This is a genomic window from Vibrio tasmaniensis (assembly GCF_024347635.1).
Classification (GTDB): domain Bacteria; phylum Pseudomonadota; class Gammaproteobacteria; order Enterobacterales; family Vibrionaceae; genus Vibrio; species Vibrio tasmaniensis.
Genome location: NZ_AP025511.1, coordinates 947,303 through 972,790, shown reverse-complemented (window position 1 = coordinate 972,790; position 25,488 = coordinate 947,303). Strand labels below are relative to the sequence as shown.

Annotated in this window: 24 protein-coding genes; 15 read left to right on the top strand and 9 right to left on the bottom strand. The window is 44.3% G+C overall.

Annotation, left to right across the window (positions count from 1 at the left end):
- Positions 1-59: 59 nt before the first annotated feature.
- Together OCV44_RS18615 and OCV44_RS18610 are read left to right on the top strand one after the other, a co-directional pair.
- Positions 60-1,256, top strand: coding sequence for a multidrug effflux MFS transporter (locus tag OCV44_RS18615; protein WP_446033456.1), 1,197 nt, complete (start codon positions 60-62; stop codon positions 1,254-1,256).
- A 125-nt stretch (positions 1,257-1,381) separates the two neighbouring features.
- Complete coding sequence (locus OCV44_RS18610) at positions 1,382-2,398, top strand: alpha/beta hydrolase family protein (protein ID WP_139685318.1); 1,017 nt, start codon at positions 1,382-1,384, stop codon at positions 2,396-2,398.
- Positions 2,399-2,428: 30 nt separating this feature from the next.
- Here OCV44_RS18610 and OCV44_RS18605 read toward each other — a convergent pair whose 3' ends face one another.
- Both OCV44_RS18605 and OCV44_RS18600 read right to left on the bottom strand, forming a co-directional pair.
- Positions 2,429-3,487, bottom strand: a complete 1,059-nt coding sequence (locus OCV44_RS18605; protein ID WP_139685317.1) for a helix-turn-helix domain-containing protein — start codon at positions 3,485-3,487, stop codon at positions 2,429-2,431.
- Between the two features lie 110 nt (positions 3,488-3,597).
- Positions 3,598-4,554, bottom strand: a complete 957-nt coding sequence (locus OCV44_RS18600) for a GlxA family transcriptional regulator (protein ID WP_139685316.1) — start codon at positions 4,552-4,554, stop codon at positions 3,598-3,600.
- Between the two features lie 89 nt (positions 4,555-4,643).
- Here OCV44_RS18600 and OCV44_RS18595 point away from each other — a divergent pair, with 89 nt between their 5' ends.
- Positions 4,644-5,204 (top strand): cysteine hydrolase family protein, encoded by a 561-nt coding sequence (locus OCV44_RS18595; RefSeq protein ID WP_139685315.1) that lies wholly within the window; start codon positions 4,644-4,646, stop codon positions 5,202-5,204.
- Between the two features lie 159 nt (positions 5,205-5,363).
- Here OCV44_RS18595 and OCV44_RS18590 read toward each other — a convergent pair whose 3' ends face one another.
- The 3 genes from OCV44_RS18590 to OCV44_RS18580 all read right to left on the bottom strand — a co-directional run bounded on the left by OCV44_RS18590 (position 5,364) and on the right by OCV44_RS18580 (position 9,700).
- The gene (locus tag OCV44_RS18590; RefSeq protein WP_139685314.1) at positions 5,364-6,707 is read right to left on the bottom strand and encodes a Na+/H+ antiporter NhaC family protein; all 1,344 of its coding nucleotides are present in this window, start codon (positions 6,705-6,707) and stop codon (positions 5,364-5,366) included.
- Between the two features lie 273 nt (positions 6,708-6,980).
- Positions 6,981-7,745, bottom strand: a complete 765-nt coding sequence (locus OCV44_RS18585) for a hydratase (RefSeq protein ID WP_139685313.1) — start codon at positions 7,743-7,745, stop codon at positions 6,981-6,983.
- Between the two features lie 170 nt (positions 7,746-7,915).
- Positions 7,916-9,700 (bottom strand): SgrR family transcriptional regulator, encoded by a 1,785-nt coding sequence (locus tag OCV44_RS18580; RefSeq protein WP_139685312.1) that lies wholly within the window; start codon positions 9,698-9,700, stop codon positions 7,916-7,918.
- A gap of 603 nt (positions 9,701-10,303) precedes the next feature.
- On the opposite strand from OCV44_RS18580, the gene rimK reads away from it, so the two are divergent.
- Both rimK and OCV44_RS18570 read left to right on the top strand, forming a co-directional pair.
- Entirely contained in the window at positions 10,304-11,209 is a 906-nt protein-coding gene (rimK, locus tag OCV44_RS18575) for a 30S ribosomal protein S6--L-glutamate ligase (RefSeq protein ID WP_139685311.1), read from the top strand.
- A 32-nt stretch (positions 11,210-11,241) separates the two neighbouring features.
- A complete protein-coding gene (locus OCV44_RS18570; RefSeq protein WP_004733090.1) occupies positions 11,242-11,670 on the top strand; it encodes an ATP-dependent zinc protease family protein in 429 nt (142 codons plus the stop codon).
- A 75-nt stretch (positions 11,671-11,745) separates the two neighbouring features.
- Here OCV44_RS18570 and OCV44_RS18565 read toward each other — a convergent pair whose 3' ends face one another.
- Positions 11,746-12,534 (bottom strand): MBL fold metallo-hydrolase, encoded by a 789-nt coding sequence (locus tag OCV44_RS18565; protein ID WP_139685310.1) that lies wholly within the window; start codon positions 12,532-12,534, stop codon positions 11,746-11,748.
- A 353-nt stretch (positions 12,535-12,887) separates the two neighbouring features.
- Between OCV44_RS18565 and OCV44_RS18560 the strand changes: the two genes are divergently transcribed.
- The 8 genes from OCV44_RS18560 (at position 12,888) to OCV44_RS18525 (ending at position 21,235) form a co-directional block, all read left to right on the top strand.
- Positions 12,888-13,919 (top strand): L-dopachrome tautomerase-related protein, encoded by a 1,032-nt coding sequence (locus OCV44_RS18560; protein ID WP_139685309.1) that lies wholly within the window; start codon positions 12,888-12,890, stop codon positions 13,917-13,919.
- Positions 13,920-14,089: 170 nt separating this feature from the next.
- Positions 14,090-14,692: a 2OG-Fe(II) oxygenase gene (locus OCV44_RS18555; RefSeq protein WP_139685308.1), complete on the top strand. Its 603-nt coding sequence runs from the start codon at positions 14,090-14,092 to the stop codon at positions 14,690-14,692.
- Positions 14,693-14,966: 274 nt separating this feature from the next.
- Entirely contained in the window at positions 14,967-16,259 is a 1,293-nt protein-coding gene (locus OCV44_RS18550) for an extracellular solute-binding protein (RefSeq protein ID WP_139685307.1), read from the top strand.
- 240 nt (positions 16,260-16,499) lie between these two features.
- A complete protein-coding gene (locus OCV44_RS18545) occupies positions 16,500-17,381 on the top strand; it encodes an ABC transporter permease subunit (RefSeq protein WP_139685306.1) in 882 nt (293 codons plus the stop codon).
- Positions 17,382-17,419: 38 nt separating this feature from the next.
- On the top strand, positions 17,420-18,262 hold the full coding sequence (ugpE, locus tag OCV44_RS18540; RefSeq protein WP_139685305.1) for a sn-glycerol-3-phosphate ABC transporter permease UgpE: 843 nt from the start codon (positions 17,420-17,422) through the stop codon (positions 18,260-18,262).
- A complete protein-coding gene (locus OCV44_RS18535) occupies positions 18,252-19,562 on the top strand; it encodes a sn-glycerol-3-phosphate import ATP-binding protein UgpC (protein ID WP_139685304.1) in 1,311 nt (436 codons plus the stop codon). Before ugpE ends, OCV44_RS18535 begins: the two co-directional genes overlap by 11 nt.
- Positions 19,563-19,618: 56 nt before the next feature.
- Complete coding sequence (locus OCV44_RS18530; protein WP_139685303.1) at positions 19,619-20,338, top strand: glycerophosphodiester phosphodiesterase family protein; 720 nt, start codon at positions 19,619-19,621, stop codon at positions 20,336-20,338.
- A gap of 159 nt (positions 20,339-20,497) precedes the next feature.
- Positions 20,498-21,235, top strand: coding sequence for a sulfite exporter TauE/SafE family protein (locus tag OCV44_RS18525; RefSeq protein WP_139685302.1), 738 nt, complete (start codon positions 20,498-20,500; stop codon positions 21,233-21,235).
- A gap of 105 nt (positions 21,236-21,340) precedes the next feature.
- On the opposite strand, the gene OCV44_RS18520 is transcribed toward OCV44_RS18525, so the two are convergent.
- The 3 genes from OCV44_RS18520 to OCV44_RS18510 all read right to left on the bottom strand — a co-directional run bounded on the left by OCV44_RS18520 (position 21,341) and on the right by OCV44_RS18510 (position 23,484).
- Entirely contained in the window at positions 21,341-22,009 is a 669-nt protein-coding gene (locus OCV44_RS18520) for a L,D-transpeptidase family protein (RefSeq protein ID WP_139685301.1), read from the bottom strand.
- 2 nt (positions 22,010-22,011) lie between these two features.
- Positions 22,012-22,494, bottom strand: coding sequence for a GNAT family N-acetyltransferase (locus OCV44_RS18515; RefSeq protein WP_139685300.1), 483 nt, complete (start codon positions 22,492-22,494; stop codon positions 22,012-22,014).
- A 213-nt stretch (positions 22,495-22,707) separates the two neighbouring features.
- Positions 22,708-23,484 (bottom strand): glycosyltransferase family 25 protein, encoded by a 777-nt coding sequence (locus OCV44_RS18510; RefSeq protein ID WP_139685299.1) that lies wholly within the window; start codon positions 23,482-23,484, stop codon positions 22,708-22,710.
- A 549-nt stretch (positions 23,485-24,033) separates the two neighbouring features.
- Here OCV44_RS18510 and OCV44_RS18505 point away from each other — a divergent pair.
- Positions 24,034-25,014: a Gfo/Idh/MocA family protein gene (locus tag OCV44_RS18505; protein ID WP_139685298.1), complete on the top strand. Its 981-nt coding sequence runs from the start codon at positions 24,034-24,036 to the stop codon at positions 25,012-25,014.
- Positions 25,015-25,177: 163 nt separating this feature from the next.
- Complete coding sequence (locus tag OCV44_RS18500; RefSeq protein WP_009846296.1) at positions 25,178-25,339, top strand: hypothetical protein; 162 nt, start codon at positions 25,178-25,180, stop codon at positions 25,337-25,339.
- Positions 25,340-25,488: the final 149 nt, after the last annotated feature.

Below are 25,488 nucleotides of genomic sequence, written 5' to 3'. Positions count from 1 at the left end.
CTTCTGAAAACCAACATCACATCCATTAAAAACCCTTTATTGGATAGCGGGGAAATACCTTGAAGAAACCACAACCAGTACTGGGTAAGACCGGTATGCTATTTTTCCTAGTCATCATCAGTGCGTTTCCTCCATTGACCATCGACTTGTATTTGCCAGCCCTTCCACAAATGGTTGAAGTGTTCAATACCGACCAATCGATGGTCAACCTAACCCTGAGCAGCTACTTCGTGACTTATGCTGTTGGCCTATTGTTCTGGGGACCGCTTAGCGAAAAGTTCGGGCGTAAGCCGATTCTACTCATTGGCATCGCAAGCTATATGGTGGCGAGCGTATTATGTGCCATGACCAATAGCATCGAGCAGTTGATTGGGGCTCGTATATTCCAAGCCTTTGCGGGCAGTGCTATCACCGTTATCGCAACCGCCATTGTGAAAGACCTTTATGATGGCCGAGAACGCGAAAAGATCATGGCGACTATCATGTCACTAGTGATCATCGCACCAATGGTTGCACCGGTATTTGGTGCGTTTCTACTGAAAATTGCATCTTGGCGAATGATGTTCGTTACCCTAGCCGTTTTTGGTGCGTTCGCATCAGTATTAGCGCTTTGCTACCGAGAGACACTTGAAAGCAAATACCAAGGCTCTATTTTCCGGTCATGGGGAAGGTTGGCCGTGGTCATGAAGAATCGTTCATTCATAAAGCTGCTGGTTATTTTCTCTATTACACCAATGGCGCTAATGGGCTTTCTTGCCGCAGGTTCTTATATCTACATCAATGACTTCGGATTGACCGAGCAGCAATTCAGTTACGCTTTCGCATTTAACGCATTATGTGCCTCGTTTGGGCCAACGCTTTATATGAAATTGTCCTACCGAGTGTCGGTTCAAAAAGTGATTTCAGCGTGTTTTGCTCTGTTAGCAATTGCCGGAATCTTTACGCTGACAGTCGGTGGTTTGTCACCTTGGTTCTTTATGTTTATCGCAGCACCAGCGACGCTGATGGTTATCATCATGCGAGTACCAGGCACCAACTTAATGTTGAACCAGCAAGATCAAGACACAGGCTCTGCCGTTGCATTGATTCAGTTCTTCAGCATGATTTGTGGCTCACTTGGTATGGTCTTGGTTTCAATCCGCCCAGATTCACTGATTGAAAACCTAGGCTTTATCCAATTATCGGTGGGAATCCTAGGCGGCTTGATGTGGCTGATGGTCAGAAACAAAGAGTATGTGACTAAGAAACTAAATTAGGCTTTTCCAAAATAGCAAAGTTTGTACTCAAGCACGATCTAGGGCGTCCTCGATCGTGTTTGAGGTCTCGCCCTCACTGGCTTTAGCGCATATTGACTCCAATTACCTCAACTGGAGTCAACCTCATGAAATGGACATATTTACGGTTCGCATCCCTACTTTTCTTTTGTACTTCTGCCATCGCTTCCGATGTCGGATTCACCCAGATAACCTTAAGAGACGACCTTAATCGCCCGCTCAACACTGCCATTTGGTATCCCACACAAGATGAATCAAACACGTCCTTGATTGGCGATAACCCAGCCTTTATAGGCACGAGAGTCATCAAAAATGCCAAGATCCAATCAGGCAAGTTTCCCGTTGTCCTCATATCGCATGGTTATCGTGGTAACTGGCGAAACCAGAATTGGTTGGCGACAGAACTCGCACATCTCGGATACATAGTCGCCTCTGTCAATCACCCGGGAACCACATCTTTTGACCAATCTCCAGAGCAAGCAGCCAAGTGGTGGGAAAGACCGCGAGATATCACACGAACTCTCGATTACCTATTAAGCGAAGTTCTATGGAAGCAATCTGTTAACGCCAACAATATCACTGCAATCGGACATTCATTAGGAGGCTGGACAGTGATGCAATTGGCAGGAGCGAACATCGATAGGGACACCTTTGAGGCCGAATGTCTTATATACCCTAACCCGCGTACTTGTGGGTTGTCTGATGAATTAGGGCTACCACAAGTCCAAACGGCTGAACCAAACAATAAAGACCTTTCAGACCCTCGAATACAGCGCGTGGTTAGCCTTGATTTGGGGCTTGCTCGTAGTTTTTCGGTGCAAAGCCTCAATGAGATCAATGTACCCACTTTAATACTGGCTGCTGGGATTGATATTGGCGACTTACCTCAGGCATTAGAGTCTGGCTACATGGCGGAGCATATACCTCTTAGTTTGAGACAATACAAAGTCTACGAAAACGCCACTCATTTCAGTTTCATTCAGCCATGTAAATCAGGAGCAAAAGCAATGCTTGAAGAGGAAGCCCCGGGCGATGGCATTATTTGTAAAGACGGCTTAGGAGCTTCACGTAGTGAACTACATCAATTGATATTGAATGACATTGTTGACTTTCTAAATCGATAAACTGAAAAGTAAACAAACTCAATCTAACACTTATGGCGAGCTCCGATACTCACTCGGAGTTTGCCCAGTAATCCTTGAAAACTCTCGATTGAAATTGGACTTGGTTTGAAAACCTGAATTAAGGAAAATATCGGTTATCGTCTCATCACTTTGCTTCAATAGAGTCTTGGCGTACTCAACTCGATAAGCGTTGATCACCTTCGAAATATTCTCATTATGAGTTTGATTAACTGCTGAGGATACTTTCCGAGCTGGGATGCCTAGCTTTCTCGCCAATCGATTTAAGGACAAATCCGGATCTTTAAACACCTGATGCTCTCTCATCAACGCATCAAACTTAGCGACTATCTGCGTGACGTCTTTGTCTTCGTCTCCATCTAAGCTTACCGTTGATATCAGTGCATCAGCTTCGTCAGGTAAGCTATTTAGTGTTGGAAGTTCGCTCTGTTGTTGATTTTGCTTCTGCATCGGAGATGTACTGGTGCTGACAACAATCACAGCCCCAATAATCGCGGGAATAAGAACTAAGTAGCTAATAGATAGGATCAAGTCAGTGTGTTGTGCGTTAAGCAGCAAAATATCATACGAGATAATACCGTCCACGAGAGCTGAAAACAACAAAGCAAAACCAGCAACACGTCCAGCAAGCAAAACATTCGATACATCACTCAGCCTGACGTGCTCTGGAAAGTTAAACGATGATTTCAACAACAAGCAGCCATAGCCGAGATATAGCGAGATCAGTAATATATCTATCGCCCCGCCCCAAAGATGCTCATACAAAAATGAGCCAACCAGAACAGCGACTGGACCTAACCAGTGCAAATGTGTATTAGGCTTACTTCGGTGAACCCCCGCAAAACAGAGCCATGCCGTTACAGGTACGCTTGCCCCTAGAACTGGCTGTAAGAAACGAAACATTGCGATATCTACCGTCCAACGTAACCCAACAACAGTAATCATCAACGCGCACAACATGATAAACCAAAATGGCTTTTGACTTGTTTGTGGGTGACGATATCGAAGCAAAACGGCCGTGATAAATAACAACAGAGCAGCAACAAATGGCAAGGGAATAGCAAGCATCAAAATTCCATTTATGTTCGAGGAAAGATCATTTCAATATCACGTCACATACTCAGTAAGTGAAGCATTGAATCAGTGCAAGTGATAAGTATTGAATATCAATCTATGGTAAATCATTCCTCAGATAGAAATCTAGAACGAAATCTTGATGGCGTTAAGCCGATGATTTTCATGAAGACTTTTCGAAAGCTGTTTACGTCCTCATAGCCCACTAGGTAGCTGATCTGCTCAACCGGTTTATGAGAGCTTTCCAATAACTCACATGCGCTTTGAATACGTACGTGTTGGATATAATTGATAGGCGTGTAGTTGGTCGCTTTGGTAAATTGACGAATAAAGGTTCTTCGAGTCATAAACGCTTCTTCAGCCAATTGATCAAGAGACAACGAAAGGTGATGGTTCTTTTGAATAAAACGCTGCACCGACACAATTTTGTCATTGCCGTGAGCATAGCTCGGCACAAAGCTCTGATAGTAGCGTTGCTCTCTCAACCCCGTATCAAGCACGAGGTATTTACCTAAATTACGAGTATTGGTCGGCGTTGTGTATTTGGTCAGGATAAACAAAGCGAGATCCATCCACGACATCAAACCACCAGCGGTGATAATGTCAGCGTCATCGATCAAGATTTTATCGACATCAACATCGACCTCAGCATATTGCTCCGAGAATTGTTGCTGTGCTTGACAATGTGTTGTCACGGTTCGTCCCTGCAACAACCCTGTTCCCGCCAAAATAAACACGCCCGCGCAAGCTGAACACAGTATCGTCCCTCGTTGATGAGACTGAACAAGATAATCCAACAACCCTTCATCTGGTTCTAAGTAGTAGCTGCCATCTAGGTTTGGCGGCACCAAAATGATGTCTGCTTTTGAGTTCTCGATTAATCCATCGACCGACTTAGACCAATCGTCGTAAGGCTTAATTTCAACATGAAACTGAACCTGCTCATTGGAAGGTTCGAGGCTATTCGCCAGTTGAAGAAACTCTTTCACTCCAAACACGGCACTTTGCAGAGAGCCTGGATAGTCGATGATTTCGACCATTACTGATTTTGTCACTATTGCCATAGAGTCTGTCATTTTTGACGTGAGATAAAAACTACAGAGTATTCATAATATCCCTACACCGCAACACACTAAATACAAAGGTATAGACTATGAAGAACACAGCCCTACTACTTATCGACTTTCAAAATGACTACTTCCCTTCATACGAGGGTGCAAAATGGGCGCTGTCTGAAACAGAAAAAGCAGCCGAAAAAGGTGCACAGTTATTATCCACTTTCAGAGACAAGCAACTTCCCGTGGTTCATGTACGTCATGAGTTTCCGACAAATGATGCTCCGTTCTTCTTGCCAGAATCAGACGGAGCTCAGATCCACAGCAGCGTGACTCCTCTAGAAAGTGAGTCAGTCATCGTAAAGCATCAAATCAATAGCTTTAGAGATACTGAACTGAACAAGGTGCTAAAGGATCAAAGCATTGAGAAACTGATCATCGTTGGCGCAATGAGCCACATGTGTATTGATGCTGTGACTCGTGCAGCAACCGATTTAGGTTATGAATGCCACGTAGCGCATGATGCTTGCACAACCTTAGATATGGAGTTCAATGGCGTTAAGGTTCCAGCAGCACATGTCCATGCCGCATTCATGGCTGCATTGAGCTTTGGTTACTGCAATGTCGCAACAGCCAGTGAACTTGAAAGCCAACTTTAGTCAGACTCAAAACCGCCCACACGGGCGGTTTTGACTAAATTTAAATAAAAGATCAGCTTCCGATCAATTCCTTCAAACACAAAAAAGGCCCCTTTCGGAGCCTTCTTATCACAATCAATAAGCACTCAGTTTATTCAGTTGCTACTAAGCGTTAGCCACTTAACGTGCTGGGTGTTTGATAAACACAGCGACCACAGCCACGATTGCAAGAGCAAAACAGTAGTAAGAGTTAGCCACGATATCCAAAGGCGATAGGTTAAATACCGAACCTAATAGCAATACCTGAGCACCGTAAGGCAACACGCCTTGAATCACACAAGAGAAAATATCCAACAAGCTTGCAGAGCGACGTGGAGACACATTGTTCTCTTCCGCCAATTGGCGAGCCACACTACCGGACACAATAATCGCTACCGTGTTGTTTGCAGTACATAGGTTCACCATAGACACCAAGCCAGCAATACCTAGCTCACTCGCACGGCCATTCGCTCGCTTAGAGTGTGAAGAGCCAAACGCACGAATCACACCACTTACTAAGTTAGTCAGGAACGCCAATCCACCTTGACGACGCATGAGCTCACTCAAACCGCCAATTAGCATCGACAACAAGAAGATTTCTTGCATGTTGCCAAAGCCAGCATAGATATCTTGAGCGTAATCGGTCAAACCGTAGTTCTCAACAGAACCTAGGCTCACACCACCCGCTAGCAAGATACCAATTGTCAGCACAACGAACACATTCATGCCCGATACCGCAAGAATCAAGATAGTGATGTAAGGCAGAACTTTCAGCCACTCGATTGGGCCTGTTTCAGGAACCTGAGTTGCCGTGCTATTGAAAGCAAAGATAACAATCGCGATAAGAGCAGCTGGAAGTGCTATGCGGATGTTCTCTTTAAATTTATCTCTCATCTCACAGCCTTGCGAACGTGTCGCGGCAATCGTGGTATCAGAGATAATAGACAGGTTGTCACCAAACATCGCACCACTCAAAACAACACCTGCTGTCAGTGGAATGCTCATACCTGCTGAATCTGCAATGCCCAATGCAACAGGTGCTACCGCGGCGATCGTACCCATCGACGTACCCATTGCTGTCGCGATGAAAGCAGAAATAAGGAAGATACCCGGCAGAATCATGCTTGTCGGAATCGCAGATAGGCCAAGGTTTACGGTCGCGTCGACACCACCAGAGGCTTTAGCTACAGCGGCAAAAGCACCCGCTAATAGGTAGATCATACACATTGCGATAATGTCTTTGTGACCGACTCCACCCAAGAATTGTTCGATAGCACGGTTCAATTTATCTTTGCTTAGCAACAACGCTAGCATCACAGCAGGCAAAGCTGCAATCGGAGCTGGAAGCTGATAGAAAGCAAAATCGACGCCTTGCAGTGACAAGTACGTACCTACGCCAATAAATAGCGCTAGGAAAACAATCAGAGGGATAAGCGCCACTGCCGAAGGGGCAATTACAGCATTAGAATTTTTTGAATTGGACATGGAACATCAACGCAATAGAACAGGAAGATGAGCAGACTAATGTCACACTTAGAGCTTGTCAACGTCTAGACGTCTAAACGCCCAATTTAATGCAAAGTAATAAGCACGCCATTGAACATCACATAATAGAAAAGGCTATTTACTCACCAGTAAATAGCCTTTTGAGAACAGAAAGCTTTTCGAGAACCTATAGCTTTTCGAGAACAAATAGCGTTTACACAGAAGCTCGCTTTTGCTTGCTTAGTGCTGTTGCTAACTTAGCTTTTTTCTTGCTTAGTTTTTTTGTTGGAACGTCACTTGGTATTCACCAATACCTTCGTAGTGGAAGGTCGTTGGCTTATCGAAGCCCATCTCCACGATACCGCAGTAAGAGCCTGTGATAATTGCTTCACCCGCTTGGAAATCCACACCACGACGAGTCATGGTGTTAATCAGCCAGTAAATTGGGCTTGGTGGCAGTGTATTCGGATGCTTACCGTCGAATGCTTGAACTTGCTCGCCTTGAGTTACTTCAATACTGATCTCAGCAGAAGTGAACGCTTTTTCGCGATCAATCTCTGGACCAATGAACAAACCTTGGTTTACTAGACCATCGGCCAGTTTTTCATAGAACTCAGCACCGCTGTCATCAGCAAAACGAGACTGCATCAGCTCAAGTGCCATGTGGCAAGAACCGATCGCATCGTTGATTTGCTCTTCGCTGTAACCTTCTTGACTTGCAGGCAGGCTCTTAGCAAGCGTAAACGCAATTTCAGGCTCAACACGTACTACGTCGTTGTCAGCAAACAGTTCGCAAACCTCGCCTTGTTGAACGCTGGCCGAGAAGATAGGCGCAACAATGAACTTCTCTTCAGCTAAAGGAAGCAAACACTTCCAACCACCGACTTTATCGCTCTTAAGATCGATCATTGATGATTGGATCTTCAGGGCATCTTCCAAGCTATTCGGACGGTACTGTTCGTCCAATCTTGATGCTTTGGTTCCCGCGACGCGGCGACTCAGCAGTTCTTCAGCTGCTTGCTCAAATACATTTGTCATATAATACCACCTTTAATTTTATGACCAGTATAATATCGGATTTCTTAAAGCTTGAATAGACAATTAAACAACGAGGTAATACCAATATTTCAAACAACAATTTTCACAGATTCCAAGCTCACGCATGAAGAATTACGGCTTTTATTAAACCAAAAACATCACGGCTGAAACTAATCAGCAGACCATACATTCTTGAAATCTGGCCATCCCCAGTTGGTGATGGCGACGTTTTTCAGAATCCCTTGGAAACGCACGGTCTGTAGGTGATGGAACATAGGTACTAGCCAATAATCAGAAATCAAAGTAGATGCGATAGGTTCTAGCTCAATCAAGTAATTAGGCAGTTCTACAGAGGCTTTATGACTATCTAATCGCTGTTTGAGCCAATCACTGTTCATCTCTCCCAAAGCCGAATGCAAAACAGGATCATTCATCATCCACGAAAACAGCGAAGACGGGGCATTGTCATCGAGATTCAGGTTGCACAACACCAAGTCTTCTTTTAAATCGCCACTCTGAGAGAGCTGCGCCAGTTCGCGAAAGCTGTAGGTGTTCACCTCAACTTCCACACCATATCGTTTCAATATGTCTGAAACGCAGATGGCACATCGGTACAACGCATAATAGTCGTAAACCGCAATGCTCATCTTTTTCGGCAGTTGTGCTTCTTTCGAAGGCGTTCGATACAACTTCTGCCAGTTTGGCAGTATGTTTTGAGCTAGAGAGACACTGAACAACCCCTTATTATGTTCCAACTGAGATAAAATCGCTTGTGGGTTGGTCAGTTCTGAAAGGTATTTTCGCTGCTCATTATTAAGCGGAGTTGCCGCAGAGTTTTGATTGAACAGGATAAATAAGCACCCATCCTCGACTCGGCTACGAAGGCCGTCTGTGTCTGCAGAAACAAGTTCCGTATCGCTTTTCCCTAACTGATGGAAACAAGAAGAATCTTCATAAGACGAGACTTGCATTTGGCTGTCATCAAACCGAGCACTGCCCGTCATTTGTTCCTCAAACTGCCAGATGGTCACCTCATCAGTTAACGAGCGACAACCATAATAGTGCTCAAATGCGGCGAGCTTGATTCGTTCATTATTGGTCTCAACCACTTTAAATGGGCCGGTTCCAATAACAGCATGTGACACCGAGTTTAATGGGGACGGTTCACCAGTGACTTGTGCCGCGGGTTGAATCGAGTACTTAACGCCAGCAAGTAAACCAGCAAAACCCGTGTCAGCTTTGGTGAGTTGGAAGCTGATCCTCAATGGTTGTTCACTGTAAACCGAAGCGACATGGGCTAGCTCTGTCTGATAGAAAGGTAGTAATTGTAAGGCAGTAAACAACGAAACTAGCTGCTTGGCGTCGACGGGGTGGCCATCGTGAAAGGTTAGACCTGGGCGTAAATAGAAAGTCCAAACCAATTTTTCAGCATCATATTCCCAATGGTGTGCCATTTCAGGCTTCAACTTGCCTTTGCCATTACAAGTGACGAGGCAACTGAAGACTTGCCTGATCAAAAATCGTTCGCTACTGCGGTGAATATGATGCGGGAAGAGATCTTCAAACTTACGTTTATAGGTTAATTGGACGTGCAGCAGCCCTTCACGCATCGTCGCGCCAGAGGTTTCTTGGAGGAGAGAGCCAAATACAGCGCGGTCGTTGTCTAGAATTGAGAGTGCTTTTTCGTATTTGCCCTGCTCTATCAGTTTACTGGCAACATGTTGAGTCAATTCTTGATTGCTAAGACGTAAAGTCAAATTAGAACGTTGATTCCTGCCGACTTTTGGTTCCCACACCACCCACTTAGCCTGATGCATTTTCCCTAACAAAGTTCGTGCATGGCGCAAACTGGTGAACAGCTTATCTGCAACCTCGGTTAAGGTCACTGAATGTGAGAGGTTAGGCTCGAACGAATCTAGCCTTGTGTAGTAACGCATCATGTTTAGATCAGACAAATAATGAACCTTTTTAGAAACAACCCTTCCTCATAAAGCCCATTATAAAACACATTAACCAAAAAGTAGCGCTAAAAGACGAAAACAGGAACATCCCAGTAAAAATCCATCTGTTTATTACTTCCTGTTAAATAACCATAATGAAAGGGTCAGCAAGGAACGACGAGTTCCCACCAAAGCCTAATACAAGAGAAGTAATCATCATGAGAAAATACTATCTTAATAAGCTTAAAAACACCGGCAGCCAGCTCGAAAGAGAAGCACTACGAACACTTATAGAGCTATGTAACTGGCGTTATTAGTACACTTTTAAGCACCGAGTTAACGCGAGTTGAGTACAACCTAATAGGCTCCTACCCCCAATATGAGTTAGGTCTCAACTCGCTTTTCCATTCCTAATACCCTCTCAACCCAGTTGTACCAATCACTCACGCATTCAATAAATTTCCGTTGTCGACTCGACAAATTTAATTCGTTTTCTTAGTCGAACGAAAAGCCTTAAGGTTCGCCCCGAAGCAAGCAAGGAGCCTAAGAAAAACTGAAAGCTCAGCTAACAACTAATTTATTTGCAGTTACCAATCAGGTATTAACTAAGGAAACGCCATGCGTATCGCAATTCTTTCTCGCAACGAAAACCTATACTCTACTTCTCGCTTAAAAGCGGCTGGAGAAGCTCGTGGTCACCAGGTCGATGTTATCGACACGCTGCACTGTGATATAGATATCGCGAGTAACAATCCGAAGATTCGCTACATGGGTGAAGAGCTACCTCAATACGATGCTGTTATTCCACGTATTGGCGCTTCCATTACCTTTTACGGCACTGCGGTTGTTCGCCAATTCGAAATGATGGGCACTTTTTGTATCAATGAGTCAGTAGCTATCAGTCGTTCTCGCGACAAACTGCGCTCACTACAACTGTTGTCTCGTAAAGGTATTGGCTTACCAAAAACAGGTTTCGCTAGCCGCCCAGACAAGATTCAAGACTTGATCAAAAACGTAGGTGGCGCGCCACTGGTAATCAAGCTACTTGAAGGTACTCAAGGTATCGGTGTAGTTCTAGCAGAAACAAACAAAGCAGCTGAAAGCGTTATCGAAGCATTCATGGGCCTAAAAGCGAACATCTTGGTTCAAGAGTTCATTGAAGAAGCTAATGGCGCAGACATCCGTTGTTTTGTTGTGGGTAACAAGGTTATTGCAGCAATGAAACGCCAAGCTGGTGAGGGTGAATTCCGCTCTAACCTGCACCGTGGCGGTACCGCTCAACTGGTTAAACTATCTAAAGAAGAGCGCGCTACAGCGATCAATGCAGCTAAAATCATGGGTTTAAACCTATGTGGTGTCGATATTCTACAATCTAAGAATGGCCCTGTTGTAATGGAAGTGAACTCTTCTCCAGGCCTAGAAGGTATCGAGAAATCAACAGGCAAAGATGTGGCAGACATGATTTTCGAGTTCATTGAAAAAAATGCAAAACCAAACGCTAACCGTACTCGTGGTAAAGGCTGATTAAACGCCGTTTACTCATGATTGGAAAAAACATGAACAATAAAATGATCATAGGGAATACAGAAGCACTTTGCTTACCAGAGTTAGGGATAACTGGACTACATACGCGTGTTGATACAGGGGCTCAAACCTCTTCTCTACACGTTGACAATCTACTATGTGTAAAAACAGACGGTGAAAACTTCGTTGAGTTCGATCTTCACCCAGACGTTTACCACCTAGAAGAGACAGTGCGCTGCAAGGCGAAGCTGAAAACGAGTAAAAGAATCAAATCATCGAACGGCGAAGTTGAACACCGTTGTGTGATTGAAACCATGCTAAAAATTGGTGGTCAGGAATGGCCTATCGATATCACACTAAGCAATCGTCAGGATATGACTTATATGATGCTGCTTGGTCGTCAAGGCATGAGTGACAAAGTGATTGTTGACCCAGCGGGCGAATTTCTAATTTCTCACTAATTGAACTGCTCCACAGCTCAAATAGTGAGTCAACAACACGTATTAATTAAGGCCAGTCTTTGAGACTGGCCTTAATTATTTATGGCGATTTTTTTTGTCTTTAAATCCAAACCGCCAAACAGATTTAACCAAACCTTTGAGTTTGATTTTAGTCACTCGCCAATGTGTCACGGGCCTTCTTGGCGCACTCATAAGAAGATGTTCAAACGCTTGCTCACTCAAATTCACTTGTCCCCCATGCGCCACCAGCAAGGTGTCGAGCTGCATGTCATAGATACGCGAGACCGACTCTCGATACTTATTGGGATGAAAAATTGGGAAAGGCGGAATCAGCTTCTTTTTCACTTCCACCATTAGATCTGCCACATAAGCAACGCTGTGAGATGGGCAATAGACAGAAAGATCTCTGTCGGTATGGCCTGGCGTTTCCAGAACCAACCAATCATCAAAACCCGGAATGCTCTCACCATCCGACAGCTTGTAATCCGGCTTTAACTTCCTCGAATACCATAGGTTTGCTTTAGGCTTACCCAAGCGATTCGCCATCCATCGTGCCAATGCCAGATCAGTCAAGTGCATAAAAATGCCATCAATGCCGTGATACCAATCCTTATCTCGATTTGCTGCCACCAAGTTACAGTTCGTTAGCTTTCTGAGCTTGTGCGCTGCTCCTGCGTGGTCTGGATGCATGTGCGTAACCACAACCGTATGCAAATCAGCAAAATCACGCATAAGCTCAGTTTCGATGAAATCCTTCAAATGCGGGATGTCGGCTCGACACGCACCATCAAGCAAGAGCAACCTGTCAGGGTACTCTACGAGATACATGTCTTGGATATAGCCTTTAATGGTATGCAGCTGCAAAACCTTATTCCTATTCGTTATTCCTGCCGTTCAGAACAAATTAACAGTTCAGCAACAAGTGGTCTAACCAGAATATAGCAAAGATCAACGAAATGTGGTTTTGTGAGTTCAAAATTACTAACACTGATAACAAAAAATGAACCTGTTGCTCGATAAAGGTAATCACAACATTACAACCCCTTCATCATTATGATTTTTAAGAACTAAATTCAATTTAACTGATTATCAATACGCATTGATATGAATATGTTAAAGCTAATTATCAAATTTCTTTTGAAAGTGTAACAAATACAACGCTGTTGATGATTGTTAACCCATTGGTAACATTTACGTAAATTATCAAGGAAAAGAAAATGAAAAAATCAATAATCTACACCGTACTAGCGAGCGCAATTTTGTCTACTTATGCACATGCAGAGGCAAATATCACTCCAAAACAAGCTACCGTGGTCGCGACCATGACTGAACGCCCAGGTAACCCTTCGGTTACACCAGATGGGCGTTTATTGTTAAGCGTTCATCCGCTCGATCATCCAACGACTAAAGTCATCGAGTTAAGCGTGGCTGGAAATCAAACGCCATACCCGACGATGAAATATGCACAAGGTGAAAACTCTCAATTTAAGGCTGTCATTGCCATTCGTACCGATGATAACGGAGTCGCGTGGATTCTCGATCTGGCAACTCATACCATAACGGGCTGGGATACTCGCAATGAAGCATTAGTAAAAACGATAAATATACCCGCCTCTGTTCTAAAACCGACAAGCTTTCTACAAGACTTTGCTCTAGACCAAAAAAGACAACGTATTATCATTGCTGATATGACCCAGAACGATCTAAAAAGTGAAGCCATTCCAGCCTTTGTAACGGTTGACCTAAAGACGGGAGAAGCGGTTCGAGTGGCAGAAAACCACCCATCTATGAAGGCCGACAGTAAAACTGGTTTTGCGTTAAACCCAATCACGATCGATCCATCTTACGAATGGGTCTATTTCGGAGCTGTCAACGGACGCACTATTTATCGAGTGAAAGCGAGTGAGTTCGATAACGATGGAAAGACTGTCGCAGACAATATTAAAAGATACGCAGACAAGCCTTATTCAGATGGTATTACTGTAGACAGTGCTCAGAACGTTTATGTTACGGATATTGAGAACAATGCAATTGGTGTGTCCACACCAAAAGGGTACCGAATTATTGCGACGCTGTCAGAGAACCAAACTTGGCCTGATGGCATGTCATTTGGTCCTGATGGCTATGTTTATGTAACTGTCAATCAGCTGAACCGAACCGCAGCTTTAAATAACGGCAAAGATACTGGCATCAGACCATTCGAAGTCGTAAAAATCAAAGCACTGGCGACAGGAAAGACCGGCCGATAATCAAACGAAAGTGAGCCTTTTATACTGGCTCACTTTCCTTTCTGAAGAGCCCCTTCCCTATTTCTACGAGCAAACGAAAGACATTTATCGTAACGACAAAACATGTGATTTGGTGACCTGAGTTATTCGGACTATATATGCGCCTCTAATTTATTGTCTGAGTGCTATACATGAACCAACTTATCGATGCTCTTTCTACCCAAGGTTACTTTGTTTGGGATGACTTCTTAACTCACGAAGAAGTAGTGGCATTGAGGGATTGCATTCCAGAGAACTGGAAAAAGGCTAGGATCGGCCGTAACGATGATGTAGCACGAGAAGCAACGATTCGTAGTGACAAAATTCAGTGGGTACGCCGTGATATGGGTCAACCAGCATCTCTGTTTCTAGACAAAATGGAGCAAATTCGTTTAGAAGCAAACAGAGCGTTCTTTTTGGGTCTGTTCGAGTACGAAGCGCACTTTGCGAAATACGAAAAAGGCGACTTCTACCAGAAGCACCTAGACTGCTTCAAAGGCAATGAAAACCGCCGCCTGACCACAGTGTTCTACATGAATGACGAATGGTCTGAGCAAGACGCAGGAGAGCTCGTGGTTTACGATCTAAAAGATAATCACATCGCGACCATTCCACCAAAGTCAGGCCGCTTATTTGTGTTCTTATCTGAACAGTTCCCACACGAGGTACTGCCGACAAACACAGAGCGGTTCAGTATCGCGGGTTGGTTCCGTATTAACGGTGTGAAAGACAACCAATTGGACATCGCGCATTAAAACGCTACCCACATCGAACCTTCTTCTAAACCTCTCCATTGAGAGGTTTTTTTATGTCCAAAAAACGTCTTACAAGCCAAATACATCAAACGTCAAAACCATCAATAACTTTTCTCTTAAATAAAATCGAAATGAATCTTTCATATCACTGAAACGGTTTAGCCACGTAAGTGAAATATCCCCTGTTCAAGATAGCTTCAAACGATACCCCTACCGTCTCGTTAATACTCAAATTCAATACCTCTATATCGATTTCATCCAAAAGGAAAAGAAGATGAATAAGCTAATTTTGGCAGGCGTTCTTTCTGCAACAGTAGCAATGCCGGCGTTCGCAACGACTCAAGTCACATGGTGGCACGCAATGGGCGGCCAACTTGGAGAAACAGTAAACAAAATTGCGACCGACTTTAATGCGTCACAAGATGATTACGAGATCACACCAATCTACAAAGGTTCATACACAGAGACCTTAACAGCAGGTATCGCGGCATACCGAGCAGGTGAAGCTCCCAATATTCTACAAGTCTTCGATGCCGGTGCTGCAACCATCATGAATGCTAAAGGTGTCGCAAAACCGGTACAGGATATTCTGGTTGAATCGGGCTACAACTTTAATTCAAACGACTACCTAGCTGGCGTTCGTAACTTCTATGCCGACAGCCAAGGCAAGATGGTTGGTATGCCTTTCAACAGTTCGACACCGGTTCTTTACTACAACAAAGACCTTCTCTCAGAAGTGGGGGCCGAAGCGCCTAAAACTTATGAAGAACTCGAAGTGGTTGCTAAGAAACTGAAGGCCGAAGGACACATCGCGTTTTCTCAATCTCTAACGCCATGGATCATGTTCGAGAACTTCAAGTCTCGCCATAACCTACCAGTCTCTGACCAGAACAACGGCTACGACGGCCTATCCACTAAAATCATGTTCAACACCAAAGATATGATGATGCACGTTAGCAAGATGAAAGAGTGGTCAGATCTAGGTTACTACAAGTATTACGGCAGCGACTGGGATGCAAACCAAACGCCTTTCGAACGCCAAGAAGTGGCAATGTGGATGGGTTCTTCAGGTTCATTCGGTGGCTTACGTAACCGCGTACCTTTCGAGTTAGGCACCACATACCTTCCATACTGGAAATCGGTTAACCCAGATGCTGGCTTAACCTTCATTGGTGGTGCCGCTCTGTTTGCATTGAATGGCCATGACCAACAACAAGACAAGGGTGTTGCCGCGTTCTTTGATTACCTTACAAAGCCTGAAACTCAGGTTTACTGGCACAAAACGACAGGCTACGTACCAGTAACAACAGCCGCTTATGATTTAGCGAAAGAATCAGGCTACTACAAAGAACAACCGGATGCGGAAGTTGGCGTTAAGCAACTAAGCCTGAAATCGGGCGAGTGGACTAAAGGCTACCGCCTAGGTTATTACCCGCAAATCCGTGAAGTGATGCACCGTGAGTTCGATAACATCTTCGCTGACCGCTCTAGCGTCGAGAACAGCCTAGACAAGGTCGAAGATGAGAGCAGCAAACTGCTGAAACGCTTCGCTCGTACGATGAACTAATTCTGCTTTTTAACCAAAGCAGATTAATGAGTTAAAGGCTTAACAACCGAGAGCCGTTCATTGCTCCTCACCACTTGTCACTGCGTTATTAAAAACGCAATGGCAAGGTGTGAGGAGATTCTTCCCTAGCGCCATTTCTTGCTCCAACAACGATAACTCAACGGGGTGCATGCCTTTATATCGCGCTAGTGGTAACGGTCGCAAATAGTGGCCACTGTAACTATTTTTAGGGATTACCCTGTGGAACGACGTCAACAATTCTTTCACTCTCCGCTGCCTTACCTATTTTTGGCACCTCAGATACTCATCATTGCGGTTTTCTTTATCTACCCAGCGGCAAAGGCGGTTTACCTTTCATTTATGCTGGAAGACCCTTGGGGAACCTCATCGATATTCGTATGGTTTGAGAACTACCAAATGCTATTTGAATCGAGTGAGTATCTGAACTCGATTGGATTTACCTTGATGTTCGCGACTGTAGTCTCTTTCCTTTCGCTTGCCTTAGCTCTGCTGCTCGCGGTGAAAGCTGACAACATCATTCATGGTCAAGGGGCTTACAAAGTTACCCTCACTTGGGTTTACGCGGTTGCCCCTGCAATTGCAGGCGTTATCGGTGCTTTCTTGTTTAATCCACATATTGGCGTGTTCACAGAAATCTTTGCTGTTGTGGGTTGGGATTTTAGCTTCCAAACCGATCCCGTGGATGCCACGTTTGCTCTGATTTTAGTGTCGGTTTGGAAACAGGTTTCGGTGAATTTCATCTACTTTCTAGCAGGACTTCAATCGATCTCTTACGCGGTAAAAGAAGCAGCGATGCTGGATTGTATCAGTGACTCGAAACGTTTCTGGACCATCACTTTCCCACTACTGGCCCCTACTGGCTTCTTTCTGTTGGTCATCAACCTCACCTACTCATTCTTTGAAACCTTTGGCGTGATCGACACCATGACTAATGGCGGACCGGGTGGCGGCACAACGTCGTTAGTCTACAAGGTGTATCGAGATGGTTTTGTTGGCGCAGATTTAGGCGGCAGCTCTGCACAGTCTGTTGTGTTGTTACTGCTGGTACTCACCCTGACATTTATCCAGTTTCGCGTTGTAGAAAAGCGTGTTCATTACTAGCCCACGACAGCTAGGTTTTAACGCGACAGGAGTTATTTATGAAAAGTAATAAGGTCTCAGACCACCTAATTTTAATTGCTGGGATGCTATTTATGTTGATCCCTATCTGGCTAATCTTCGCCAGCTCAACCCATAACCCAAACACCATTGTCAGCGAAGGTCTGCAATGGCTTCCAGGCGATAACTTTACGGCAATTTATAACGAAGCTTGGAACAAAAGCATGGGCTTTAGTGGCGAAGTCACCGCCAGTAAAATGATCGCCAACTCGATGCTCATGGGGCTAGGTTTTGCGATCGGTAAGATCATAATTTCGATGATGGCCGCGTTTGCTTTGGTCTACTTTAGACTCCCTTACGCCACGGCGTGGTTTTGGCTGATCTTCGTGACGCTGTTACTGCCATTAGAGGTTCGTATTATCCCTTCCTATGAAGTTGTCGCTGGGCTTGGTCTTCTTAATAGCTATACAGGATTGATTCTGCCTTTGATCGCATCAGCCACCGCGACCTTCTTTTTTAGGCAGTTCTTCAAAACCATCCCCGATGAATTGTTAGAAGCAGCTCAACTAGATAACGCAGGTCCATTTCGATTCTTTGTCGATATCTTACTGCCGCTATCTAAGACCATGATCGCTGCGATCTTCATCATCATGTTTGTGGTGGGTTGGAACCAATACTTATGGCCGATCATGATGACTACCGATGAAGGCTACAACACCATCGTGATGGGCATCAAACAAGTACTCAATAATATCAATGAAACCAGTTTACCGCGCTATGACTATGCTTTCGCCATGGTGATTTTAGCCATGTTGCCACCCGTATTAGTGGTGGTTGTATTTCAGCGTTGGTTTGTAAAAGGGCTAGTAGAAAGTGAAAAATAATAACGACACAACTCAAATGAACAATAACCGCATTCAATCACTCGATAAGTACAAGACGTCTCACCAGCCTTCTCACCAAGCTATCCACAAAAATACAGAGGACAACCCGATGCCAAAGCTAAAACAAACGTTAGCGCACAACCAAGCCACTCACGATCGTACGCGCAAAGCTCCCATCATGCTGGGTATCAAAAACTTGGTAAAGACGTATGAAAACGGCCATCAAGCCGTCAAAGGAGTCTCGCTTGATATCGATGAGGGTGAGTTCCTTGTTTTGGTGGGTCCTTCTGGTTGTGGTAAGTCTTCTATCCTACGTTCCATTGCGGGTTTGGAAAGCATTTCTGGTGGCGAGATTCACTTAAGTGGTCGCCGTGTTGATAACGAAAAGCCAGCTCAACGTGATATCGCAATGGTCTTTCAGAATTATGCGCTCTACCCGCACATGTCGGTTTACAAAAACCTAGCTTATGGCTTAAAGAACCGAGGTGTTAGTCAGCACCTTATTGAAGAGAAAATTGAGAAAGTCGCCAAAACGCTGAAGATCGAAGAATATCTAGACCGCAAGCCAGCCAAGCTTTCGGGTGGTCAACGTCAACGTGTTGCCATGGGGCGAGCGATTGTACGCGATCCGCAACTTTTCCTGTTTGACGAGCCTTTGTCTAACCTAGATGCCTCACTGCGCGCTCACATGAGATTAGAAATCAAAAAGCTACAACGCGAGCTAGGCGTGACGAGTGTTTACGTGACTCACGACCAAGTCGAAGCGATGACACTAGCCGATAGAATCGTGGTGCTCAACAAAGGTCAGATAGAACAAGTCGGGACGCCACGAGAAGTCTACCACCAGCCAGCCAGTACCTTTGTGGCAAGCTTCATTGGCAGCCCTGCGATGAATTTCTTACCAGCAACACTCGATGACGGATACCTTGAGATTGGTGATCAGCAAATGTACTTACCCGAATACGCTCACGTAAAAAATACAGCCATCACACTTGGTATTCGTCCAGAGCACTCTGAAATTGGTTCAGAATTGATGATGAATACCTTGCCTCTTGAACTGCGCATCAGCGTGGTTGAGCCTTTGGGTCCGAATCAATTGGTTCATGGTCTGGTGAACGAGCAACCCTTCATTGCAGTAACACCCGAAACGACACTGTGCCAAGCCGTCCCTCTAGGGCTAAGAATTGATAAGTCCAACCTGCATATTTTTGACCGTTATGGGAAGCGTATTCAGCCGAATAACTTTACGTCACAAGAGTCACACCAAGACGCGATAAGCATGACGACGGCTCTCGCTTAATCGAGTACACTGATATTTAATGCGTTTTTACGGTGCGTCTTTAAGAAGGAGCAATTATGTCGTCTATCATCGTAGGTCATCGGGGGGTCGCAGGTACTCACCCAGAAAATACCAAAGCAAGCATTGAACAAGCGGCGAAACTCGGCTTGAAATGGATTGAAGTTGATATTCAGCCCACTCAGGATGACCAACTGGTCGTTTGTCACGATCACACGCTTGAGCGCTGCAGCGATGGCAAGGGTCGTGTCGACGAACATACCCTTGCAGAACTGCGTCAGCTCGATTTTGGCCGTTGGAAGTCTGAGCAGTTTTCGGGTGAGAAAATACTGACGCTGGAAGAGTTGCTCGCGCTTGTTGAGCAGTATGATCTCAGCGTCAACCTAGAGATTAAAGTCGATAGTCGACATCAAACACCTCATGTCGTTGATTTGCTGCACACCGAGTTGATTCGTTCAAATCTAGACACCGACAGAGTTTTGCTTTCAAGCTTCAGCCATCAAGTGGTTGCTGAATTGGCTCGTCATTTGCCTAGATACCGTGTCGGTGTGATCACAGAGCAACTGACTCAAGACGATCTTATGCTGATTGATGAGGTTAAAGCGTTCAGCTGTCACATAAACTACGAGCACCTGAAGCAGAGCGATCTTGATACACTTGGTGAAGCAAACATTCAAACATGGTGCTACACCGTCAATGATCCGTCTCGCTTCAAATTCCTCTCAAAAGTAGACGCTGTATTTACTGATTTTCCGAATCAATTCAAGCCCATAAATTGACCTCGTAAATACCGAAAAAATACCCCCCGAGAGACTTTAAAATTAACCCTGAAAAACCTGAAAATTTGGTAGCAAACACAAGTGAGTAGGAGTACATTCCGCTACTCACTTGGTTTCACTAGCTCGCCTTATTAGACAGCTTTATTGGTTACTTAATTTATGGATCTCATTTTTAGTCCAACCTTCCCAATTTTGGGTGCAATCTTCATTTTCGCTGCGATTGTTCGTGGCTTCTCAGGTTTCGGTTTCACCTTAGTGGCACTGCCATTGAGTGCGTTATTCGTGCCTGTTATCGAACTGGTTCCCGTTTTCATGCTGATCGACCTGTTAGGCAATATCCAATTGCTGCCGAAGGTTAAACACCATGTAAATTGGCGCTGGGTTTCAAAGGTATTTGTCCCTTGTTTGGCCTTCACTCCGGTCGGCCTACTTCTGCTAAAATCCGTTAGCCAAGACACGATCATCTTGATCATCAGTGCCTTCATTTTTGCGTCAGCAATCATGATCTACAAAGGGTTCCAATACAAAAGCGAACCTAGATTTGCTCCCTATATTCTGGGCAGCCTTGCAGGAATAATGAACGGCGCAGCTTCAATGTCAGGGCCTCCGATAGGCACACACGCATTGGCAAGCCCAATTGCTCCGCACATTGCCAGAGCTGGCCTGATTGCGTTCTTTGTACTAGCTGATTCTAGTGCGTTTGTATCGGCATCAATCGCAGGGTTAGTCGATCGTGATGTGGTCTGGCTTACTCTAGCACTCTTACCAAGCAGCATGTTTGGCGGCTATGTCGGTTCGAAACTGTTCGAGAGGTTTGGTGGGGCGAAGTTCAAGCCAGTCACGATTGCATTGCTGATCGTGATTGCGATATTCAGTGCAGGTCGAGTCTTACTGTAACTGGCTTTAACGGTTAATTTTGGAAGTTGTTTTTACGAATTGATTACGGAAATTGACTGCGCGAATTGATTTCGGAAAATGATTAAGAAAAGAGGGTACCAATTACTACCATTCAATATGGATCGGGGTACCCATTTTTACGAGTTGAATGAACTCATCCATATCTTGATTGGTTAATGCAATACAACCATCCGTCCAATCAAAACTTTGAATAAAGCTTGGAGAACGGCGCTCACCGTTTTTAATACCGTGGATCTTGATGTTCCCTCCAGGGTCTACATCATTTTCTTCAGCCCACTGCATATCCGAAGGTTGCGGGTAGCTGATATGTACCGAGCGATAAAAATCCGATTCTTCCATCACATAATCGAGCTGGTATTCCCCTTCAGGCGTTCGGTTGTCCCCTTCAAAACGTTTATGCCCTTTCGGTTGTTTACCTAGCGCAATACGAAACTCTTGAATAACCTCATCACCTTTAAGTAGGTACATTCTACGTTTCGATTTATCAACTCTAACCAAAGTAACCACTTGCGACAGCGAATCTATCTCAGAAGAGGAATCGGGTAGAGTGTAAAACGGTTGAGAGGAGCTTGGAGATGGACGTTGAGAAAAGGAAGAGGTTGGTACACGTTGAGCGTGAGACGGTGCCGACTCAAATACAATGGTCTCGATCGCGGTCGCGTCAGACACGATCTTTTCAACGACAACCTTCTCAGCTTGTACATTCGAAGCGACAAACAATAAACACAGTGATAAAGGCAAAAACAGGCGCACCCTTAGCTCTCCTCAAAACGCATGGACATGGTTAGTGACTGAGTTTCCATTCCTAAAGACTCATAGAACCCCTTAGCTTGCTGATTAAACTCCATCACTTCTAACCTAAGCTCAATAGCACCGTTCGCTTGCGCCCACTGATTAAAAGAATTCATCAACGCTCTGCCAACGCCTTGGCTCTGAAACTGATCGTTTACCACAATCGTATTCACTCGTGCTATTTTGTGAGACTGAATGAAGGTTACCCCTTTGTTCTGCGTAACCTTTCCTGCTAAGAAACCAAGAACTTGTTGCTCGTCAACGGCAACTAAGAAAGAACCAACAGGATCCAGCATCAACCCTAACCAATACTCTTCACTATCAGCTAAGCCATGAGAAGCGGGAGCAAATACCATAGGGGCACCAAGATGATGTTGACGATTTATTTGCATAGAGAGCTCTAAGATCGAGCTAATATCAGTTACCTTGGCGTTTCGGATTTGCATGTCGTTACCTTACTTGAATTCAATAACACCTTAGCAAAAATAGCGTAATTGTGCACCGTCCTACTCTTTTCAACCAAACTTTAGAGCTAGAACTTAATACCACTAATTACATCACGCGCTAACGAAGAACAGCTCCCAATTGGGAGCTGTTCTTATATCTAAATCTGGGTTCGTTCTGAACGAATGATATTAAATCAATCAACTAAGTGACGATCAAAAACCGTTAAACATTTTTGGTCGGCTTTTTTTGATTATTACCGTATAGGTCAAATTGAACAAACCATTCATAGCGACATCTCTAAACTTACTTAGAAATTTTAAAGTTTTAATGCGGAGTGATTTTTTAATACGGAATGTTCTTTCTCCGATAACAGAGTCGGCAGCCCCTCCAGTTAAACCAGCAGGAGATACACCATAGGTTGGTTGCTTATGAAGCCATACATTTCTAATGAAGACGTCAACTGGGTAAAGGAATCGATCGCTTTTTTCTATAAACGTTTTCGCCACATGCGGCGTGATCATATAAGCAGTCATGCATAACGGTGTTTTAATATGTCGCACTAGACTTTGTTCGTCATCTAGATTTTCAACAACATAATTATACTCTCTTTTGTTCGAGTAATTTTCTAACCGAATATAGCCACACTCTTCAATATGCTCACTGGCATGTTGAACCGTTTTTTCAAATACATCAACATCAACCATAACATCATCTTCAAAGATAATAATCGGCTGATTCAGTTCAATACACCTTTCCCATGCCAAGTAGTGGCTACTGTAACACCCGATTTCACCAGGAACAGCAACCCGCCCATTTAATGCATAAAAGGCAGCGGCATCATAACGATTCATCAGAGGGTGGTCTTTAGATAAGCTAGCATCAACGCCACTCAGCTTTTCTATGTCTAGTTTCTTAATATTTAAAAGTTGTTCTTGGCTAGATAAAAATCGCTCTGACTTTCGCTCCAACGAAATGATGATAGACTTCACAGTAAAAACACCCACTACTAATAATTGAACCCTGAAGAAATTAATATAAATATCAGAAAAAGTAACCCCCCGCCCCCCCCATAATTACAACTAATTTAAAACAATCGTTGTTCATTATTCCTATTATGTTCAACTTCGTGACTCTGTAACGTAAATAACCATCAATCTAGGGGGCGTTGTTTAATTTTCTCTACCGATAAATAAAGCGGCATTCAAAACCAACAAGGCTAAATACAACCTCAGGTGCATATAAACTTGGCGTACATGGTATTACTCAAGAACTGTCGGGCAGAATATAATCAATAGACATTCATTCTTTGGATATTGAGTATTTTATATTGAAACACTTCCAATAAACCAGCACCTCCCACGCCCTAACCGGCACAACAAAAGACTTTATTATGACGCTCCGCATGCTCAGGTATGGACGAGTTAATATTAATATCAGGCTTAAGATCTTGGAGAATTGTTCCGCAAATCTCGGAAACAATGCTAGCCATTGAGTGCTACTATCTTCATAGAATTAATATACTAACTAGTGGATACCTTATGATTAAGTTCGCTGTAATTGGAACCAATTGGATTACACAGAAATTTGTTCAAGCTGCTCATGAATCAGAATCGATGCAGTTGGCTGCTGTTTATTCACGAAATCTAGACAGCGCGGCACAGTTTGCCCAAGAATTTAACGTTGAAGCGACGTATGACTCACTCGACGCATTGGCAAATGACAACACTGTTGAAGCCGTGTACATCGCTTCACCAAACTCACTGCACTGCGAGCAATCTATCTTGATGATGGAACACGGCAAGCATGTCATCTGTGAGAAGCCTGTCGCATCGAATATTGAAGAAGCAACACACATGTTTGAGGTCGCTCAGAAGAACGGTGTGGTGCTGTTTGAGGCGTATAAATCTCAGTTTCTACCGAACTTTGAGCAAGCTCAACTCGGCTTAAAAAAGATAGGCAAAGTGCATAAAGCGCACATCAACTACTGTCAATATTCATCGCGTTACCAGAAATACTTAAACGGCGAGAACCCAAACACCTTCAACCCAGCTTTCTCTAACGGTTCATTAGTCGATATTGGCTTCTACTGCGTAGCCGCGACTGTTGCTCTGTTTGGTGAGCCAGAGAATGCGCAGGCTTCGGCAAAGCTACTTGACTCCGGTGTGGATGCGCATGGCTGTGCGATCTTCCAGTATCCAGAATTTGATGTAACCCTTGCGCACTCTAAAGTCAGCGACTCTTACGCACCAAGCGAGATCCAAGGCGAACAGGGAGCGATCATCATCGATCACATTGCAGAATGCACCGACATTAAGATTCGCTATCGTGATGGCACGGTAGAAAACCTTACTCAAGCACAAAGCGAAAACTCCATGAGTTACGAGGCCCAAGCCTTTGCAAACTGCATTGCTGGTGACAAAAACACACAAGCTCAAGCCCAACTGCGTGCTTTAACCGTTGCCAAGTTAATTACGGAGATGCGTCAGCAAGTTGGTGTCGTTTATCCCGCCGACAAATAACCCCCCAAGCATGTTAACCAACTGATTTTTAAGAAATGCCGATTTATGCATAACTAAATTTAATCTTTACGACAAATAACCGGATTAGTTGATTGGGATACCATCTGTTTAAATCCGCGTTCGATATCTGTCGTATTTATTTATTTTATTGAAGGTGTGTAAAGTGTTTTCAGTTGATGATCGCGTTGTTGCAACAAAAGGTGTTGAGCTAGGTGAAATGGTAGTAATTGGCCTAAGTGCTGGTGGTGGCTACGTTCATGTTACAACAGTAGAAGGCGCAATAATGACGCTTACTTACCCTGCAAAAGACCTTAAAAAAGCATAGTTTAACCGCTCCGCTCTTTTAGTAGTCACTCTGCTAAAGGTAACAAAATTGAGGCTTTGGCTGACTTCATTCTTCTGCATTAGAGTGAACAGCCAGAGCCTTTTTTGTGCCCGTGATTTACCCACCAGCTTCCCCACTAATTTACTCAT